Source organism: Ruegeria sp. C8 (assembly GCF_056537565.1).
The window spans coordinates 24,539-39,565 of record NZ_JBQFRV010000019.1 but is presented as its reverse complement, the minus strand read 5'-3'; the positions used below and the strand labels follow the sequence as shown (position 1 = coordinate 39,565).

At 57.4% G+C, this 15,027-nt stretch carries 14 protein-coding genes and 1 tRNA gene; 13 read left to right on the top strand and 2 right to left on the bottom strand.

Annotated elements, in window-relative coordinates; all coding sequences use genetic code 11:
- The first annotated feature begins 4 nt into the window (after positions 1 to 4).
- From ACR0KL_RS19690 to ACR0KL_RS19630, 13 genes are all read left to right on the top strand, one after another.
- A complete protein-coding gene (locus tag ACR0KL_RS19690; RefSeq protein WP_480777414.1) occupies positions 5 to 1,231 on the top strand; it encodes an aminotransferase class V-fold PLP-dependent enzyme in 1,227 nt (408 codons plus the stop codon).
- Between the two features lie 48 nt (positions 1,232 to 1,279).
- The gene (locus ACR0KL_RS19685; protein WP_480777413.1) at positions 1,280 to 2,704 is read left to right on the top strand and encodes a cryptochrome/photolyase family protein; all 1,425 of its coding nucleotides are present in this window, start codon (positions 1,280 to 1,282) and stop codon (positions 2,702 to 2,704) included.
- Positions 2,705 to 2,773: 69 nt separating this feature from the next.
- Positions 2,774 to 3,982 (top strand): class I SAM-dependent methyltransferase, encoded by a 1,209-nt coding sequence (locus tag ACR0KL_RS19680; RefSeq protein ID WP_475217642.1) that lies wholly within the window; start codon positions 2,774 to 2,776, stop codon positions 3,980 to 3,982.
- Between the two features lie 16 nt (positions 3,983 to 3,998).
- Positions 3,999 to 4,439, top strand: a complete 441-nt coding sequence (locus tag ACR0KL_RS19675) for a TrgA family protein (RefSeq protein ID WP_170469704.1) — start codon at positions 3,999 to 4,001, stop codon at positions 4,437 to 4,439.
- A gap of 31 nt (positions 4,440 to 4,470) precedes the next feature.
- Complete coding sequence (locus ACR0KL_RS19670) at positions 4,471 to 5,586, top strand: NUDIX domain-containing protein (RefSeq protein WP_480777412.1); 1,116 nt, start codon at positions 4,471 to 4,473, stop codon at positions 5,584 to 5,586.
- A 68-nt stretch (positions 5,587 to 5,654) separates the two neighbouring features.
- Positions 5,655 to 6,689, top strand: a complete 1,035-nt coding sequence (locus tag ACR0KL_RS19665; RefSeq protein ID WP_170677785.1) for a cysteine synthase A — start codon at positions 5,655 to 5,657, stop codon at positions 6,687 to 6,689.
- Positions 6,689 to 9,103, top strand: a complete 2,415-nt coding sequence (locus tag ACR0KL_RS19660; RefSeq protein WP_170677787.1) for a DUF3772 domain-containing protein — start codon at positions 6,689 to 6,691, stop codon at positions 9,101 to 9,103. Before ACR0KL_RS19665 ends, ACR0KL_RS19660 begins: the two co-directional genes overlap by 1 nt.
- Positions 9,104 to 9,211: 108 nt before the next feature.
- Positions 9,212 to 9,301, top strand: a tRNA-Ser gene (locus tag ACR0KL_RS19655).
- A 137-nt stretch (positions 9,302 to 9,438) separates the two neighbouring features.
- Entirely contained in the window at positions 9,439 to 10,029 is a 591-nt protein-coding gene (locus ACR0KL_RS19650; RefSeq protein ID WP_170677789.1) for a YrbL family protein, read from the top strand.
- A 102-nt stretch (positions 10,030 to 10,131) separates the two neighbouring features.
- Complete coding sequence (locus tag ACR0KL_RS19645) at positions 10,132 to 10,995, top strand: DUF1989 domain-containing protein (protein ID WP_170677791.1); 864 nt, start codon at positions 10,132 to 10,134, stop codon at positions 10,993 to 10,995.
- A gap of 21 nt (positions 10,996 to 11,016) precedes the next feature.
- The gene (locus ACR0KL_RS19640; protein WP_170677793.1) at positions 11,017 to 11,856 is read left to right on the top strand and encodes a glycosyltransferase family 25 protein; all 840 of its coding nucleotides are present in this window, start codon (positions 11,017 to 11,019) and stop codon (positions 11,854 to 11,856) included.
- Between the two features lie 125 nt (positions 11,857 to 11,981).
- Complete coding sequence (locus ACR0KL_RS19635; protein ID WP_170677795.1) at positions 11,982 to 12,350, top strand: group I truncated hemoglobin; 369 nt, start codon at positions 11,982 to 11,984, stop codon at positions 12,348 to 12,350.
- Entirely contained in the window at positions 12,347 to 13,405 is a 1,059-nt protein-coding gene (locus ACR0KL_RS19630; protein ID WP_170677797.1) for an adenylate/guanylate cyclase domain-containing protein, read from the top strand. Before ACR0KL_RS19635 ends, ACR0KL_RS19630 begins: the two co-directional genes overlap by 4 nt.
- Before the next feature lie 3 nt (positions 13,406 to 13,408).
- Here the strand turns inward: ACR0KL_RS19630 and ACR0KL_RS19625 are convergent, their stop codons facing one another.
- Positions 13,409 to 14,026 carry a TetR/AcrR family transcriptional regulator gene (locus ACR0KL_RS19625; RefSeq protein WP_170487400.1) on the bottom strand — a complete coding sequence of 206 codons (618 nt, stop codon included), beginning with the start codon at positions 14,024 to 14,026 and terminating at the stop codon, positions 13,409 to 13,411.
- 111 nt (positions 14,027 to 14,137) lie between these two features.
- A complete protein-coding gene (ppk2, locus tag ACR0KL_RS19620) occupies positions 14,138 to 15,007 on the bottom strand; it encodes a polyphosphate kinase 2 (protein WP_170638853.1) in 870 nt (289 codons plus the stop codon).
- Between the last annotated feature and the right edge of the window lie 20 nt (positions 15,008 to 15,027).

Below are 15,027 nucleotides of genomic sequence, written 5' to 3'. Positions count from 1 at the left end.
GGCCATGACAGCGTTGGATATTGATTTCGTTCGGGCTCAGTTCCCGGCCTTTGCCGAACCCAGCCTTCAGGGTCAGGCCTTTTTCGAGAACGCAGGTGGCTCCTACTCCTGCCAGCCAGTGATCGACCGGCTGACGCGGTTTTACACTCAGCGAAAGGTGCAGCCATACGCGCCCTACGAGGCCAGCCGTCTTGCGGGTGCCGAGATGGATGAAGCCCGCGCCCGGATGGCCGCTATTCTGGGGGTTGAGACTGACGAACTGAGTTTTGGTCCCTCGACCACCCAGAACACCTATGTTCTTGCGCAGGCTTTCCGTCAATGGATGAGCCCCGGCGAAGCGATCATTGTCACCAATCAGGATCATGAGGCCAATTCCGGCCCGTGGAGACGCCTTGTCGAGGCCGGGATCGAAGTGCGCGAGTGGAAGATTGATCCCGAAACGGGATCTCTGAACCCGCAGGATCTGGAAAACCTGCTGGATGAAAAAACTCGGCTGGTCTGCTTCCCGCATTGCTCGAACGTGGTGGGTGAGATCAACCCGGTGACCGAGATCACCGCCATTGCCCATGCTGCTGGCGCTTTTGTGTGCGTGGACGGCGTATCCTACGCGCCGCACGGGTTTCCGAATGTGGGTGATCTGGGGCCGGATATCTATCTTTTCTCGGCCTACAAGACCTACGGCCCACATCAGGGTTGCATGGTCATCCGGCGTGCTCTGGGTGAGTTGCTGCCCAATCAGGCGCATTATTTCAATGGCGATACTCTGTACAAACGGTTCACCCCGGCAGGGCCGGACCATGCGCAAATCGCTGCCAGCGCGGGAATGGCGGATTACATCTCGCTGCTCAGCACCCACCATGGCGGCCCAACTGAGGGTGCCGCGGCGCAAGGCGCTTTCGCCCATGACCTGATGCGCAATCACGAGGTTGCGCTGCTGCAACCGGTGCTTGATGTTGTCAAAAGCCGAAACGCGGTGCGACTGCTTGGCCCGTCTGATGCCACTCGACGCGCGCCCACCGTCGCCTTGGCTTTGAGGCGACCGGCCGAAGCTGTGGCGGCTGAACTGGCGGAGCATGGCGTGATGGCCGGCGGTGGTGACTTCTACGCTGTACGCGCCTTGCAGGCGATGGGGGTCGATCCGGATCAAGGCGTTTTGCGGGTCAGCTTTACGCATTACACGTCCCAACAGGAAATTGATCAGTTATTGAATGCACTTGACCGGGTTTTGTGATCCAGTTTTCGATATGCTCCGTAGTGGAAAGAAAACTGCGGGGCGAATATGGAAGATGGGCAACCTCCGATCATTTTGTGGTTCAGGCGTGACCTGCGGCTAAGCGATCATCCGGCGCTTGCCGCGGCGGCCGCGACCGGTCGCCCTGTGGTGCCGGTTTTTCTGTGCGATGATCTGGTGCAAACCCTTGGCGCGGCCCCGAAATGGCGGCTTGGGCTGGGGCTTGAGGTCTTTAGCCGCGCACTGAACGACATTGGCAGCCGTCTAATCTTGCGACGGGGCGATGCGTTGGCACGGTTGCAGCGGCTTATCGCGGAAACCGGCGCGACGGACGTGTATTGGTCGCGCGCCTACGATCCCGCCTCAATTGCGCGGGACACAAAGATCAAATCGGCGCTGAAAGGGAAGGGGATCGAGGCCAAATCCTTTGCCGGTCACCTTCTGTTCGAACCCTGGACTGTTGCGACCAAGGCCGGTCAGCCGTTTCGCGTCTTCACCCCGATGTGGCGCGCTGTGCAGGGGCGCGAGGTCCCTCCGCCCGAGGCAGCCCCGACCCGGTTGACCGCCCCCGAGCACTGGCCTGCCTCTGACGATCTGGCGACCTGGCACTTTGGCGCGGCGATGAACCGAGGGGCGGCGGTCGTCAGACATTATGTGCAACCCGGCGAACAAGCAGCGCTTGATCAGCTGGAGGTGTTCCTGAACCGGATCGCGAATTACGGCGCTGACCGTGACAGGCTGGATTTGGACGGTACCTCGAACCTGTCCGAGTACCTCTCATTGGGTGAAATCGGCCCGCGTACCGCCTGGCATCGCGTACAACGTGCGGCTTTCGAAGGGACCCAAGGCACCGGTTCATTTCTGCGACAGCTTGTCTGGCGCGAGTTCGCCTATCATCTAATGTACCACACGCCTCAGCTGGTGTCGGGCAACTGGAAGCCGGAATGGGACGCTTTTCCGTGGAACGAGGCCCGAGATGCGCCCGAGGTGCAAGCTTGGCTGCAAGCCAGAACCGGCATTCCGGTTGTGGATGCGGGTCTGCGGCAAATGTATGTGACTGGGCGGATGCACAATCGTGCCCGGATGATTGTTGCAAGTTACCTGACCAAGCATCTGATGATCCATTGGAAAATTGGGATGGAGTGGTTCGAGGATTGCCTGATCGATTGGGACCCGGCCTGCAATGCGATGGGCTGGCAATGGGTCGCGGGGTCCGGACCGGATGCGTCTCCATTCTTCCGCATTTTCAATCCCGTTACACAGCAGGAAAAATTCGACCCCAAGGGTGCCTACTTAAAACAGTGGATTGCCGAGGGCACGCCAAACCCGTCTGAGACGGCTTTGTCCTACTTTGCAGCCACACCCCGTTCTTGGGGTTTGAACCCGAAGGCAGATTACCCGCCACCGGTGGTCGATTTGCCAACAGGGCGCACCCGCGCGCTGGCCGCGTATGAAAGCCGAAAAAACCAGTAAGGAACTGAAAACTTGCCACAAACACAATTGCGTCCTAGCCTGCATCAACCACCGCAGAGGGGAGAGCGGATGATCTTGACAACGACCGAAGGCCAGAAAGGTCTGCCCAGATATTTCGCGCAGGTGTTCAAGATGCTGAGCAAAATGGAAGCCGGGCGCTTGGACATCACTTTGTCCGACGGCCGGACCTTCCGTGTTGAGGGCACAAAGCCAGGCCCGGTTGCCGAGGTCGAAATTCACGATCCCGACGTGTTTGCCCGCCTGATCCGGGAAGGTGAGCTTGGCTTCTCCGACGCATATCTGGAAGGGCATTGGAGCACGCCTGATCTGCGCGCCTTCATGGATTTGGTCCATATGGGCAGTGAGACGGCCTACGATGGCTTCACAGGCAAGTTTCTCGTGCAGGCCTATGAGCGTCTGCGGTTTTGGCTGCATCGGAACAATCGTAGACAGGCCAAGAAGAATATCTCGTATCACTACGATCTGGGGAACGATTTTTACGCGCTCTGGCTTGACGATACGATGACTTACTCCAGCGCCATTTTCGAGACAGGGCAGGAAAGCCTCGAGAAGGCGCAGACTGCCAAATACGCTAGCATGGTCGATGAGATGGGCGTCAAACCCGGCGATCATGTGCTTGAGATCGGCTGTGGCTGGGGCGGCTTCGCCGAATATGCCGCGAAAGAGCGTGGCCTGCGTGTAACGGGTCTTACGATCAGCCAAGAACAGTTGAAGTTCGCGCAGGAACGCATTGAGAAAGCAGGCATATCGGATTTAGTTGATCTGAAGTTGCAAGACTATCGCGACGAACAAGGGCAATATGACGGCATCGCCTCGATCGAGATGTTTGAGGCCGTGGGTCAGAAATACTGGCCGGTCTATTTCGATACTGTGCGGGATCGGTTGAAGCCGGGGGCGCAAGCCACGTTGCAGATCATCACCGTGGGAGATCATCGCTGGGATTACTACAAGAACGGCGTTGATTTCATTCAGAAATACATCTTTCCGGGGGGAATGCTGCCATCGCCTACGATCTTGCGACAGCAGATTGATCAGGCGGGGCTGAATGTCGTGCGTTCGAAGGAGTTCGGCAAGAGCTATGACCTGACCTTGCGGCGTTGGTTCGATACGTTCAACGACAAGTGGGACCAGATCTCGGAGATGGGATTTGATGAGCGTTTCCGCCGCATGTGGAATTATTATTTGACGGCCTGCGGCGCAGCCTTTGACACGGGCAATTGCGATGTGACACAGATCACCATAGCAAAGCCTAGTTAACGAACGGAATTCATACATGCCCACCGCCAGTCGCCTTGTCGCCGCCGCTTGTCTTGTGGTGTTGGCGTTCATCGTGTCCAGCATGGTTATCGCAAACGGAGAAGAGGGTAAGGACTACGGGTATTTTACTGTGGTCAACATAGCCTTGGGTTGGATTTGTGGTTGGAAGATCATGGGCAAGCGCGCTGGCCGAGGCTGGACGGCCGGGATCAATAACGGCCTGACCGGCGTGGCTTCACTGGTGTTTTGGGGCCTTTTCGTTCAGGGCACTTATGAAATGTTCCGACTGGCCATGCGCCACCGCTATGACGGCCCTTTCGAGGCGCTGATTGCCATCTTCAAGATTGGCGTCGAATTCGGGGAGCAGTTGCTCGCGCCGGAAATCCTGATCACCTTGGGTGTTGGGGCCGTTGCCACCGGCTTGCTGACTGAAATAGCAAGCCGTCGCTGGCGTTGAATGTGAACACTTAGCGAAAGTCTAGCCTCTCGTGTCCGATTTGTTCTTCTATGGAACCCTGCGGCATGTGCCGCTGTTGGAGGCCGTTCTGGGGCGCTCGTCGTCTGAGCTGTCGCTGACGCCTGCCGCCTTGCCAGACCACATCGTTTCTGCGGTTCAGGGGCAGGATTTCCCGATGATCCAACAAGCAGATGGTGAGCAGTCCGCGGGACTGTTTGTGCAAGGCCTGTCGCAATCGGATCTGGATCGACTGGCCTATTACGAGGGTGGGTTCGACTATGATCTGAGGCCGTTGACTGTAACGCTAGGGGATGGAACCGAAACGCAGGCTCAGGTATTTTTTCCCGAACCTGCGGTGTGGGTGCCGGATGGCCCTTGGTCTCTGGACGCGTGGGTTGAACGTCTCGGAGAAGTCACCGCGCTCGCCGCCGTGGAAGAGATGAGCTATTTCGGGCGTGTTGAGCCGTCGGATGTGGCGCGCAGCATGCCGGCGATTCAGACGCGGGCCTGGGCGAAACTCTTCGCGCGGCAGCGCCTAACTGGGGATGCGCGCGATGTGTCCAAGGACGTGATCGTGCATCGACATCACCGCGCCCATGTCAACTACTTCGCGATGGAAGAGATTGACCTGCAACACCGTCAATACGATGGAACCATGGGGCCGACGCTGAACCGAAGCGCGCTGGTGCAAGGCAGCGCGGTAATCGTTCTCCCCTATGATCCGGTGCGAGATACCGTGTTGCTTGTCGAGCAGTTCCGCGCCCCAATCTATCTGATCGATGATCCCGAACCTTGGATGTGGGAGCCGGTTGCAGGCATGATCGACCCTGGCGAAACGCCAGAGCAAGCCGCACATCGTGAAGGAATGGAGGAGGCCGGCATCGCTTTCGATGCTCTGCACAGCGCAGGCGGAGGCTATTCCTCAAGTGGGTCGTCGACCGAGTACGTCTATCTCTATGTCGGGCTTGGTGATTTGACAGATCCTGCAATAACCGCAGGGCTGTCCTCCGAAGGTGAGGATATACGCTCTCGTGTTCTACCGTTTGAGACGTTTATCGCCATGGTGGATCGCAGTGAATTCAAAGACTTACCGCTGCTGACCCTGGCCCATTGGCTGGCGCGTCACCGCGACCGCCTGCGTGGGTGACTATCGCGCTTGTGGTTGGCGCAGAGCGGCTGTAAATCTGCAGTGTTACGTAATGAAATGAGGGTGCCATGCGCATTGCACGAGATCTTGCCGACGCAGTCGGAAAAACGCCGCTGATCCGGTTGAAGCGCATCAGTGAAGAAACCGGGTGCGAGATCCTCGGCAAGGCGGAATTTATGAACCCCGGCCAGTCGGTCAAGGACCGTGCTGCTCTCTACATCATCCGCGACGCAGTTGCGCGGGGTGAGTTGAAGCCCGGTGGCACCATAGTGGAAGGCACCGCAGGCAATACAGGCATCGGGCTGGCTCTGGTCGGTGCATCGATGGGGTTCAAGACGGTGATCGTTATCCCGGAAACCCAGTCAGAAGAGAAGAAAGACATGCTGCGTCTTGCAGGCGCGCAATTGGTTCAGGTTCCGGCGGCACCGTATCGCAACCCCAACAACTTCGTTCACTACTCCCGCCGTCTGGCCGATGAACTGGCGCAAACTGAACCCAATGGCGCGATCTGGGCAAACCAGTTCGACAATGTTGCCAACCGTCAGGCCCATGTGGAAACCACCGGCCCCGAGATCTGGGAACAGACCGACGGCAAGGTCGATGGCTTTGTCTGCGCGGTCGGCTCTGGCGGAACGCTGGCGGGCGTGGCCGATGCGCTGCAGCCAAAAGGCGTGAAGATAGGCCTGGTCGACCCGATGGGCGCGGGGCTGTATTCCTATTACACAACTGGCGAAATCGCGATGGAGGGCGGCTCGATCGCAGAAGGTATCGGACAGGTGCGGATCACCAAGAACCTCGAAGGGTTCAAGCCGGACTACACCTATCAGGCGACCGACAACGAAGCCCTGCCGTACATCTTTGACCTGCTTCGTGAAGAAGGTCTGGTCATGGGTGGTTCGACCGCGATCAACATGGCTGGTGCGGTGCGTTTGGCCAAGGACCTTGGGCCGGGGCATACGATTGTGACCATCCTGTGTGACTATGGCACACGCTATCAGTCCAAACTGTTCAATCCCGAGTTCCTGCGCGAAAAAGAACTGCCGGTACCGGATTGGATGACAGACGCCCCGCGCAAGATACCGGGCGTATTCGAGGACGTCTGATGCTGCGACAGGTCCGCCTGTTTCTGACACTCGCTGCGCTGATCTTTGTCGGATTGGCGGGGGCGGCCTCGGCCCAGCTGACCGACCGGCAAAGCGAGTTCTACAAAGGCTGGCTTAGCACTGCGGACCGTGCCGAAAGCGTTGTTGAAGCCGACAGGGCGTCGGACGCCGCGATGGAGCAGTTGCGTACCGAGATCGACGGCTATCGCAATACGTTCAATACGGCCCGCAATGCCAATGCCGACCGCATCCAGACACTGGAAAGCCAGGTAAATGCGCTGGGTCCTAAACCTGAAGAAGGGGTCACGGAGCCGGAGGATATCGCGCAACTTCGCGAGCATCTGGACGAACAGCTCAACGCCTTGCGGGTGCCGCGGATTATCTCTGAGGAGGCCTTTAGCCGCGCCAACGGTCTGATCAGCGAAATTGACCGTATCCTGCGAGAACGTCAGAGAAAGCAGTTTCTGGAACGCGGTCCATCGCCGCTGAACCTGTCGACATGGCCCGCCGCGTGGTCCGATATCCGCGAGGCTCTGTTCGGACTGTTCAACGAGACGACGGCCAGTCTGACATCCGACGTAACTAAAGAACGCGTTCAGAATCAGGCACCTGCGATACTGGCCTTGGTGGCACTAGCCGTCATCTTACTGGTTTACGGACGCCGTTGGTCTGAACGCGGAGGCGACTATCTGCGTCGTTTCGGTGGGCGCGGAACCGGCGCGTGGACCTTTGTGATTTCCCTTCTACGCATCATCCTTCCCTGGATTGGCGTGGTGGCTCTGACAGCTGCGATTGACCTGACCGGAGTACTTGGTCTGCGCGGTACGCTTTTGCTGCAGCAGGTGCCGTATTGGGCGGCAATCGTGCTTGTTTTCGACTGGGTCGGACGGCAGGTCTACCTGATGGCCGCGGCACAGAATTTCCGAAGATTCTCGGCGGGGCAGATCACCGAAATACGTATCTATGTCGATATTCTGGCAGTGATGCTGATCCTGCACGACATGGTTGGCCTGTTCGAGAGGATTGAGAACATAGCGGAGTCCACCCGCGCTGTTGTGATCTTTCCGGTCATTGTCGTCACCTCACTTCTTCTGCTGCGCATTCGTCAGATCAGACAATCAGATCCAGCGACCGAGGGCGGCGAGATCCCACGTGCCAGTGGATTTTCGCAGGTTGTCGAGGTTGTCCGGCGCATCGTGCTTTTGCTTGGTGTCAGCGCGCCTGTTCTGGCCTTGTTGGGCTACACCAACGCGGCCGAAGCGATTGTGTTTCCTGCAGTCAATACGCTGATCCTGATCGCCATTCTTGTGATCGTGCAGCGCTTTATCAGCTCGCTTTACGGCTGGTTTACGGGACAGGGGGACAACGCCCGCGATTCTCTGTTCGCGGTTCTGGTGGGTTTCTTCTTGGCCTTGGTTTCGATCCCTATCCTGGCCCTTTTCTGGGGCGCGCGCGAAGCGGATCTTAGCGAGATCTGGTCGCAGATCCTGCAAGGGTTCAGCTTGGGCGGGGTTACGATCTCTCCGTCCAATTTCCTGACTTTTGTTGCCGTGTTTGCCATCGGATATGGCTTGACGAGGTTGTTGCAGGGGGGCTTGCGCAATTCGCTGCTGCCCAAGACGAGCATCGATCCGGGTGGGCAGAATGCGATCGTTTCGGGCACTGGCTACGTCGGTATTTTCCTCGCCTCGCTGGTTGCAATCACGGTCGCCGGCTTTGATCTCTCATCGCTCGCGATTGTCGCCGGTGCCTTGTCTGTTGGTATTGGTTTTGGCCTTCAGACCATCGTTTCGAACTTCGTTTCGGGGATCATCCTGCTGGTTGAGCGGCCGATCTCGAAAGGGGATTGGATCGATGTGAACGGGATGATGGGCTATGTCCGCGATATCTCGGTCCGATCCACGCGGATTGAGACTTTTGACCGGACGGATGTCATCGTTCCGAACTCGGATCTGATCAGCGGCGTGGTCACCAACTATACGCGTGGCAATACGATTGGCCGGGTGATCGTGCCTGTGGGCGTGGCCTACGGAACTGACACGCGCAAGGTCGAGACCATTCTGGGCGAGATTGCGAATTCTCATCCCATGGTCTTGGCAAACCCAGCCCCTAGTGTGGTGTTTCAGGGGTTCGGTGCGGATTCGCTGGACTTTGAAATCCGGGGTATTCTGCGCGACGTGAATTGGGTTCTGTCGGTAAAATCCGATATGAACCACGAAATCAATCGCCGGTTCGTGGAAGAGGGTATCGAGATCCCGTTTGCACAACGCGACGTTTGGCTTCGTAACCCCGAAGCCTTGCGCGTTGAAGCACAAGACCCAACCGCGCCAGCCCCGGAGCAACGAGCACCCAGCACCGAACCCGCAGCCATGACCGAGGGAGATCTGGACGGCGATGCTGGGGACGAAGTCTGACCATTGCTCGCGTTGGGAATGGTCCGCAAACTAATGTGCAAACGGGCGTGAATTCACGGAATTGGGGCCTTGCAAATCCTTTTGCATTGCGTCACATATCGCGCTCACGGAGAGGTGGCCGAGTGGTCGAAGGCGCACGCCTGGAAAGTGTGTAGGCGGGAAACCGTCTCCAGGGTTCGAATCCCTGTCTCTCCGCCACAATCCCCCTGATCAGTGTATGTCGCACCTAGATATGAGCGTTTTGTGTGGCGAGATCTGGTTGCATTGTATCAGTTCCATGACAGCCATATAGTGCCGTTCGACGCGAATTTTCTGCACAGGACAGACGGACGAACATGATTGACCTGACGGGGCGGGTGCCTCTGCGTACAAGCCAGAATTATGAAATCTTCCAGCATCCAGAAATGGATGGCGCCCTGTTGAAAGTCCGCGTGGATGAGCCGAAGCGAAACCACCTTATCCCGCGTTATGCGGAATGGCGTTATGGCAATTTGCGACAGTGGAACCGCGAAGCGAACGAATACCTTGCCGCGCTGCATCGCGGCTGCCCCGAGATTGAGCGTCTGGCGAAATTCATGGGCTATGCACCAACTTCGCGGGGGCCTGCAATCGTTGTGGAAAAGATGACCGGCCCGGATGGGGATCTCGCCCCGTCCCTGCATGCAGAGATGATGGCTGCGAATGGAGATCCCGATGTGCTTCAGAAGCTGCGGGCCGACTTGCTGGAGTTGCTGGATGATCTGGAGCGCGGACGCATCATCGTCGGTGACATGGGGATAGGAAACATCGTGCGCGCGCAAGAGCGCGGTGGCAAACTCGTCGTCATTGACGGGCTGGGTGAGAGGGTCCTGTTGCCTCTGACACTGTTCAGCGATTGGGCGTTTCGCAAATCCATGGCGCGGCGGCGTGCGCGCATGGCGGGTTAGTTACGTCAGAATGGACCGATTTGAGCATTGGCCGCTGTCCTGTATTTGCTTTATGTCTGGCGATGTTAGGTGCAAGACAGCCCAAATTGGCGGAGGTGCTAAGTGAAACTCTCAACCCCAAATTTCCCGGCCCCAACTGATGCTGAAGGTCGCAAGGCTATCCGCCCTGTCATCTGTTATCCACCTGAAACTCTGCCCAGCCCTGATCTAGATGGGCTGACCCGCTTGCGGGACACATCCGAGAAAACTGCCGAGGTCACCGCCGCACCGCGCGATGCCGCCTGTATCGACGTGCCAGCTGGTGCTTTTTTCCGCATCACATCCGTCGAAGGCGCGCAGGTTGGCGATCTGAACCTGTGGAACAAACACAATCTGACCGAACGGTTCTACTCCGGTAAAACCCGCGCCCTACACGGTACGCATCTTTCGACCGGAGACCGCATGTGGTCGACCTTCCCAAATATGCGGCCCATGGCGACGATCACGGCTGATACGCTGGACTGGTACGGCTTTGACGCTTTTGGGGGCTCCGTTCATGACGTGATCGGCACCCGCTGCGACCCGTATACCGGTCGGTTGCTGTCGGGGGATGACTACCACTATTGCTGTCATTCGAACCTGACCCGGGCCTTGGCGCAGCATTGCGATCTGCCTCTGCATGAGGCGGAGACCTATGTGCATGACGTTCTGAATGTCTTCATGTGTACCGGTTTCACGCGCGATACCGGCCAGTACTTCATGAAGGCCAGCCCGGTGCGTCCAGGTGACTATCTTGAATTCCATGCCGAGATCGACCTGATCGTCGGCCTCTCAGCCTGTCCTGGTGGGGATTGTTCCTCAGAGCATTCCTCGGACACCGCTGCGTGCTATCCGTTGCTGATCGAGGTCTTCGATCCGGGTGAAGCCGCGCGGCAGTCGCATGTGCAGCCCAGTGTCTCGGCCTATGACCGGACGCATGGCGTATAGAAGACAGCGAAAGGAAAGCGCGTGACGCAAGCGGATGAGCAGCTGGAGACGGCTGTGTTCTACATAAACCTTGACCGGGTTCCCGAACGCCGCGCGTTTATGGAGGCGCAGTTCGCAAAAGCTGGCGTGATCGAACCGATCCGCTTCAGCGCGGTTGACGCACGTCAGGCGGATGCTCTGGAGGGGAATGGGTATGTGCCGGGCGTTGGTTCTCGCTGGGGTTTGAAGCAAAGCGAGATCGCCTGTTTTGAAAGCCATCGCACCGTCTGGCAGCAAGCAGTGGATCAAAATCTGAAGGCGGCCGCAATTTTCGAGGATGATGTCGAGATGTCGTCCCGACTGGGGCAGGTGATCGACAGCCTCGTCGAGAACGCGGACAGGTTCGATTTCGCAAAGTTGGACTACTCGCCGCGCAGCCTGCGTTTTGGAGCAGAGGAAGAGATAGGCAGAGTTACAGTTCGCCCAATGCTGGAAATGGCCCCAAGTGCTGCGGCCTATGTTCTGTCGCAGGAGGGGTGTCGCAAACTGCTGGCTTGGTCTCAGCAGTACTCGGACCATCTGGACGATTTCGTATCGATCCCCCGGCCAGATTGGCGGATGTATCAGGTGTTCCCGGCTGTGGGTGTGCAGATGATCTGGTCGAAGCAGCAGCAGGATCTTAAACAGGTCAAGACCAGCGAGCGGGAAGGGGATCAATCCACCAATACCGGCTTGGACAAAGGCCCGTTCTGGTTCCGGGCTCGGCGCGAGCTATTCGCGGCAAAACGCAAGCTTGGTTGGCGCTTTGGAGGGCAAAAAAAATTGCTCGACCAGGGTGGGTTTGTTGGGTTCATTCCAACTGATACAGACCTTCTTGTCTGAAGCCTGTTTCGAGCACCCTGGTGGAAAACCGAGGCTGAAGAACTCAAGTTTTCAAAAGCATTAACAAAAATACCAATTTGATATAAGGTTGTGGCGTTATTTCTAGTTATTGACTGGGTGTTGGGGTGTCACAAACGCTTTACGAGAAATACGGCGGCTTCAAAACCATCAGCCGTGTGGTGATGAGTTTCTACGAAATAGCGCTGGAGTCCGACGACATCGGGCATTTCTTCGAAGATATCGACATGCCGCGCCTGATTGACCATCAGACCAAGTTCGTCTCTTCCCTGGTCGGTGGTCCTGCTGCGTTCAGCGACGATAGGATCGAGGCTGTGCATCGCCACCTTGGCATTTCTCATGACCATTTTGATGTCATGGCGGAGCTATTCGGCGAAGCGCTTGAGATGCATGGCATGTCCGAGCGCGATATCAAAACGGCCCTTGGCGCGATTGAAGGCAAACGCTCGATCATCGTCAGCCGTGACGCGGCATGAGCATCCTTGCCATCAACGAACAGCTGCTGCGTGCCATCGGCGTTGGTGTTGCCGTTGTGCGGGCGTCGGATCTGAAATTCGTCTTTCATAACAGCCCCTTCGCCGAATGGTTTGGCAAGCCCGAGAAAAAGCAGTCTCTGTTAGATATTCTGCCGGACCTCGATGCGAGAGAGCTGGAAGACGTCAAGCAATCCGGCCTCCGGTATTCGGTCGAGCTTCAGATCAAACCCAAGCGCCGGACTCTGATCTTTGCAGTCACTGTCTCACTGGCCAGTGGGTTGTCGGAACAGGTGCTGATCGTGGAATGCCAGAACATCACGCGCATTCGCGAGCTTGAGAGCATGATCGACAGCTACTCTACCATGGTCGAGCGCAACACGCGTGAATTGGAGCGCGAGAAGGAGAGGGTTGAACGCCTCTTGCTGAACGTGATGCCCCGCGCGGTGTATGAAGAGTTCAAGACTTTTGGCGTCGTGACCCCTCAGTTGTTCGATCAAGTCTCGGTGGTGATGTTGGATTTCGTCGGGTTCACGGATTTTGCTGCCAAAACCGACCCGACGGTCACGTTGAGCGAGTTGAATGATATCTTCACGGCCTTCGACCGGATCGTCGAGCAATACGGTTGCGAGCGGATCAAAACGATAGGGGACGCCTATCTGGCCGTCTCTGGCATGCCGGATGCGACGCCCGACCATGCCACCGCTGTTGCCCATTGCGCGGTGCGCTTCTTGCGGTATTTGGAACGTCGAAACGAAAGCCATCCGCATAAATGGCAGGCCCGGATCGGTCTAGGTATGGGGCCTGCTGTTGGGTCGGTCGTGGGCATTCAGAAATATGTCTATGACGTGTTTGGCCCAGCGGTAAACATCGCTGCTCGCCTACAAGTCTTTGCAAACCCGATGAATATCGTGGCGCCAGAGGCGATGAAATACGCGTTGATCGATGAGTTTCAGGTCTCAGATCTGGGGCGGGTCGAGATCAAGGGGATGGGAGAGATGGACCTGATCAACGTCTCATCGGGCCTCAGTGCCAATCAAGGAAGCCGATTGTTCTGAGGGTCAGTCGTCCTGCGGCACCAGACCCAGCCCGCGCAGGTAAATCCCAATCCCGCTTTCCAGAAGGTCCTCGGGCGAAAAGGGGGAGGTCGCACCTGTCGCGTTGCGCGCATAGAGTTCGACCACACCGTGACTCATCGCCCAGATATGGGCCGAGAACATGGACGCGGGAGGCCGCTTTTCAGGTGGGATATGTTGAGACAGGTCCGCAGCGGCCTTCTCCAGAACCGTTTTGGCCCGGTTTGACGCTAACGACAGCTCGGGCGTGCGGTTCGGGGAAATCCCACTTTCGAACATGGCGATGTAGTGGCCGGGATGCTTGCGGGCAAAGGCCAGATAGGCGCGCCCGGTGGCCTCAAACGCGGCCAGAGCGGATGGCTGGCCCTCGTCATAGGCATATTGCATCAGGTCGGCGAACATCTCGAACCCTTGCCGGGCGGCTTCGGCAATCAGGTCCTCACGCCCGTGATAGTGCCGGTAGACGGCAGCAGGAGTGACCCCGGCGGTCTTGGCGGCCTCGGACAGGGTGAAACCAGTGGGGCCTTTCTCTTCAATCAACGACAGCGCGGCCTCGATCAAGGCCTGCTTCAGGTTTCCGTGGTGATACCCGCGCTTCGTCATTCCGGCCTCAGGTTATTGGTTTTTCACGTGTTCGGGTGCCAAGAGATAGTCCAATTTCAGCCAATGGTCCAACGCCCAAGCGATCAATTCTTGCCCAGCCCTTTATTAACGTCAGGACTCCCAGACATCCGGCCCGCCGCAGATATTCGGATCATTCTCGCCGATGGCTTTTTCGTCTTTTTCATCGTAGTCCAAAGCCAGCAGCACCGTCCGGATGGCAGCAAGGCGCGCACGTTTTTTGTCGTCTGATCGCACGATCGTCCATGGGCAGTTTTCCGAATGTGATCGGGTCAGAGTTTCAGAGATCGACTGAGTATATTCATCCCATTTTTCCAAACCGGCGATATCAATCGGGCTGAGTTTCCACTGTTTCAGCGGATCCGTTTCACGCGCCAAGAAGCGGTTCAGCTGTTCAGCACGGCCGACGTTCAGCCAGAATTTGAACAGGCTTATCCCGTCGTTCACGAACCCGGTTTCCAGCGGTAACACCTGACGGAAGAACCGTTCGCGCTCCTCCTGATTACAGAACCCAAAGACGTTTTCCACGACGCCTCGGTTGTACCAGCTGCGGTCGAAAAAAACGATCTCACCGGCCGAGGGCAAGTGCTGGATATAGCGTTGGAAATACCATTGGCTGCGCTCGGAATCCGAGGGTTTGCTGAGCGCAACATTCCGCGCCCCGCGTGGGTTCAGGTTCTCGCGGAACCGCTTGATGGTGCCACCTTTTCCCGCCGCATCTCTGCCTTCAAAGATGATCGCGACCCGTTGGCCGGTTTCTTTGACCCAGGATTGCATTTTAACCAGTTCGATTTGCAGCGCCTCGATCTGCTGCTCGTAGTCCTTGGTCTTCATTTTTTCGGCGTAAGGATAGCTTGGATTCAGGATGTCGCCCTTGTTAGCCTTTTCGATCATTTTGCGCACGTCACCGGGCGCTTTCTTGCGGTAATACTTCTCGATTGCACCTTTTTCTGACCGGGCCATGAGCTACCTCGCGATAAAAT